General features: G+C 68.9%; 4 protein-coding genes. All 4 read right to left on the bottom strand.

Annotated elements, in window-relative coordinates:
- Positions 1-198 precede the first annotated feature (198 nt).
- Positions 199-1,743 (bottom strand): amidophosphoribosyltransferase, encoded by a 1,545-nt coding sequence (purF, locus tag VFA16_RS04600; RefSeq protein ID WP_324966674.1) that lies wholly within the window; start codon positions 1,741-1,743, stop codon positions 199-201.
- 130 nt (positions 1,744-1,873) lie between these two features.
- Positions 1,874-2,266: a sterol carrier family protein gene (locus VFA16_RS04605; protein WP_324966675.1), complete on the bottom strand. Its 393-nt coding sequence runs from the start codon at positions 2,264-2,266 to the stop codon at positions 1,874-1,876.
- 2 nt (positions 2,267-2,268) lie between these two features.
- A complete protein-coding gene (locus VFA16_RS04610; protein ID WP_324966676.1) occupies positions 2,269-2,901 on the bottom strand; it encodes a CPBP family intramembrane glutamic endopeptidase in 633 nt (210 codons plus the stop codon).
- Positions 2,901-3,986, bottom strand: a 1,086-nt coding sequence (locus tag VFA16_RS04615) for an alpha/beta-hydrolase family protein (protein WP_324966677.1), incomplete at its 5' end; no start/stop codon positions are given. The genes VFA16_RS04610 and VFA16_RS04615, both read right to left, overlap by 1 nt.

Below are 3,986 nucleotides of genomic sequence, written 5' to 3' on the forward strand. Positions count from 1 at the left end.
ACCGTTCAGCGCCGGGCTGTGGTCGAATTGCCCGGCTCCACCCTCGGGCGGCTCCACGGCCCGCATCGGTCGCCGGGCTGTGGTCGAATTGCCCGGCTCCACCCTCGGGCGGCTCCACGGCCCGCATCGGTCACCGAGCTATGGTCGGATTGCCCGGCTCCTCCTCGGGCCGCTCCACGGCCCGCATCGGTCACCGAGCTATGGGCGCCGTAACGCTTCTTCGGCGAGAGCGGCCTCATCGGCCGCAATATCGACCGGCACGGTCCCGCGCGCAGCGGTGGTAAGCATCTGCTCGATGACGTTCTTGCCCAGGGCGGATTCGCTGGACAGCTCGATCGGGTACCGGCCGTCGAAGCAGGCGGTGCAGAGCCGCGAGGCGGACTGTTCGGTGGCCGCGATCATGCCCTGCTGCGAGATGTAGCCCAGCGTGTCCGCGCCGATGGCGTGGCGCACCGCCTCCAGCATCTCTTCCTCGTCGTCGACGGCGTTGGCGATCAACTCCGCCGGCGACGGAAAGTCGATACCGTAGAAGCACGGCCACTTCACCGGCGGTGACGCGATGCGCACATGCACTTCGGCCGCGCCCGCCTCACGCAGCATCCGCACCAGCGCGCGCTGTGTGTTGCCCCGCACGATCGAGTCGTCGACGACGATCAGCCGCTTGCCGCGGATGACCTCCTTGAGCGGGTTGAGCTTGAGCCGTATGCCGAGCTGGCGAATGGTCTGCGACGGTTGGATGAAGGTACGGCCCACGTAGGCGTTCTTCATCAGGCCCTGTCCATACGGAATACCGGATTCCTGCGCGTAGCCGACCGCGGCCGGTGTACCCGATTCCGGTACCCCGATCACCAAGTCGGCGTCGATCGAGCATTCGCGGGCCAGTCGGCGACCGATCTCGAGCCGTGCGGCGTGCACCGAGCGGCCGGCGATCATGCTGTCCGGCCGGGCCAGGTAGACATATTCGAAGACACAACCCTTGGGCGTGGGTTCGGCGAAACGGCTGGACCGGACCCCGTCGGCGTCGATAGCCAGCAGTTCGCCCGGTTCGATATCGCGGACGAACGAGGCGCCGACGATGTCCAGCGCGGCGGTTTCCGAAGCCACCACCCAGCCGCGATCCAGTCGGCCCAAACACAGCGGCCGCACACCGTACGGGTCGCGGGCCGCGTACAGCGTGTTTTCGTCCATGAAAGTCAGGCAGAACGCGCCGCGGACCGTCGGCAGCAGCTCCAATGCCGCTTGTTCCAGCGTCGAGTCGGCCGCTGCGTGGGCCAGCAGCGCGCCCAGAATGTCGGAGTCGGTGGTGGCCGCGCCGGGCAGCCGCGGATTGATCAGCCCGGCTTCGCGGGCGCGGGCAACCAGATCAGTGCTGTTCACCAGGTTGCCGTTGTGTCCCAGCGCCACCCCGGTGCCTGCCGCGGTGGTTCGGAACACCGGCTGCGCGTTCTCCCACGTGGTCTGGCCACTGGTGGAGTAGCGGCAGTGCCCGACGGCGACGTGGCCGGGCATGGCCGCCAGCGTCTGTTCGTCGAATACCTGGCTGACCAGGCCGAGATCTTTGAATACCAGCACCTGCGACCCGTCGGCGACAGCGATGCCGGCGGCTTCCTGGCCGCGGTGCTGTAGCGCATACAGGCCGTAATAGGTGAGTTTGGCGACTTCCTCGCCGGGGGCCCATACCCCGAAGACACCGCATTCTTCGCGGGGCGGATTCTCCTCGGGCAGGGGCTGCTGGGCGGTCACGATCTGGCGGCTCCCGAAGGTTGGTGACGTAACGGAGTCTACGGCGACGACAGCCAAGTCGCCGAATCCGGATAGCGTGTTTCCGATCGGGTAACGGCTGCCGGTAGCCGGTGAGTTCCGGCGGCCCTGCTCAGCGCTCCAGCGGTACAAGGGGAAGCCATCGTTCGATTTCACCGGTCCGCGAACCCGACAGCTGCAGCGTCCCGGCGGCCTTAGCGGCCGCGACCTGCAGCAGACCGGTCGCCAGCAGCAGCCAGGTCCGCGGATCCGTCTCGACGACACTGGGTGGTGTGCCGCGGGTATGCCGCGGACCTGCGATGCACTGCACCGCGACGAACGGCGGAATCCGGACTTCGACGCCGGCGCCGGGCGCCTGCGCGGCCAAGGTGCGCGCGGTAAGCCGAACCGCGGCCGCCAGCTCTGCCCGGCCGGGGGCCGGGCGGCTGTCGTCGCGGAGCCAGTCCGCGACGGCCAAGACGGCCTGGCGGGTCTTCGCTGGATCGGCGCTCTGACGGGCGGCCATACCTAACTGCCCGACCGCCGCTGGATGGTGAGCGCGGCCGCCGCTGCTGTTTCATTGATCGCCAGGTGTGCCAGCATCGGCGCCGCCAGACTGCCGGAACGGTCGGCCAGCCAGCCGAACAACCAGCCCGCGACCCCGGTGACCAGGACAGTCGCCGGCACCGGCTCGCCCGTCGCGCGCGCATCGGCGACGTGGGAGAGCCCGAACGCGGCGGCCTGCACCAGCCGCCCCCCGGATTCGCCGAAGCCCGTGGTGGCGACCGTCGCCAGTGCGGCGCGGAATGCAGCCTCCTCGGCCCAGACCGTGCCCACGGGTATCCGCAAGGCCAGCCAGGCCGGCACCGACCGCGGCAGCTCGCGGGTGGACATCGACAGCCGCACCACCGGCACGGGCGTCATCGCCGCGACGGCGGTCGCCGCGGCGGCCCCGGTTGCCAGGCCCCATCGCAACCCGATCCACAACCGCGGCGGAGACAACCCGACCCGCGAACCGGTCAGCAGTACCAGCATTGCGGCTCCGCCGGCTTGCACCGGCACTCGCCACCGCACCGGTATCCGGGGTATGACGAAGCTCGAGCCGACCAGCACGGCGGCCAGCAGGAGTGCCCGTAACCTCTCAAACGTACTGTCACGCATCAGTTTCCGGGCCCGTCATCGCCTTCCGACTGTTTGAGCGCGGCACGCATGCGCTCGGTGTCGGCCAGCGTCCAGCCGTCCGGCGGCACTACCGCGGCCCAGCCGTCCAAGACCGTGTTGGCGTAATTGTGGCCATGTCCGCCCGGCATCGCCTCGGCTTCCGTGAGGTCTGCGCTGACCTGCCAGAACGTGACGACGGGATACCAGCGCATCGATGCGGTGCGGTCGCGGCCCGGCGGTTCGACGAGCCAATCCGGCTGGCTGAACAGCAAATCGGGGGACCACCAGACGACCGGGTCGGATGGGTGCTGCAGAAACAGCACCCGGGTGCCGTCCCACGGTGGTGCGGCGAGCCGGTCGATTTCCGCGGGATCGATGGCCTCGGCGAACCGGACGGTCCGCCCGTTGTCGTAGCGCGGCTGCACCTCTGTGGTCCCCGGGTCGCGGCGCACGATCAGCGCGTGCCACAGCGGACTTTCGTGTGGTGGACCCACCCACAGCACCGCATCGAAGCCCATCTTGGCGATGTCGGGCAGGAACCCGAAGGCCGCCTGTCCGGCCATCGAACCCAGGCTTTCGCCGTAAAGCACCAATCTCGGCCGATGATCCGCCGGCAGCTGCTGCCAGCGGTCGTGAACGGTGTCGATCAGCGTCCTGCCGGAATCCATCGACTTCTGCCGGTCCGCCAGAAACGAAACCCAGCTGGGCAGATAGGAGTACTGCACTCCGACCATCGCGGTGTCGCCGTTGTACATCATCTCCAGCGAACGCGCCGCCACCGGGTTGATCCAACCGGTACCCGTGGTCGGGATGAGCACCAACAGCTTTCGGGTGAACGCGCCGGTGCGCTCGAGCTCGCCGAGGATCACCTGCATGCGGGCGTTGTCGTCGTCGGCGGTCTCCAACCCGGCATACACCCGGATCGGTTCCTTGGCGGGCCGACCGTTGAGCCGGGTGAGCTCGGCGGCGTCCGGTCCGGTCGCGACGAAGTTGCGGCCCTGGAAGCCGAGCGTTTCCCAGGGCGCCAACGACGCTGGGCTACCGGATCTTTCGGGCAGCAGCGGCTGATGTATGTCGGCGCCGGT

The sequence above is a fragment of the Mycobacterium sp. genome (assembly GCF_035653355.1).
Taxonomy (GTDB): domain Bacteria; phylum Actinomycetota; class Actinomycetes; order Mycobacteriales; family Mycobacteriaceae; genus Mycobacterium.

Excerpts from the sequence above, each read along its gene's own strand:
- VFA16_RS04605 (WP_324966675.1), bottom strand. The coding sequence starts at position 2,266 with ATGGCCGCCCGTCAGAGCGCCGATCCAGCGAAGACCCGCCAGGCCGTC.
- VFA16_RS04610 (WP_324966676.1), bottom strand. The coding sequence starts at position 2,901 with ATGCGTGACAGTACGTTTGAGAGGTTACGGGCACTCCTGCTGGCCGCC.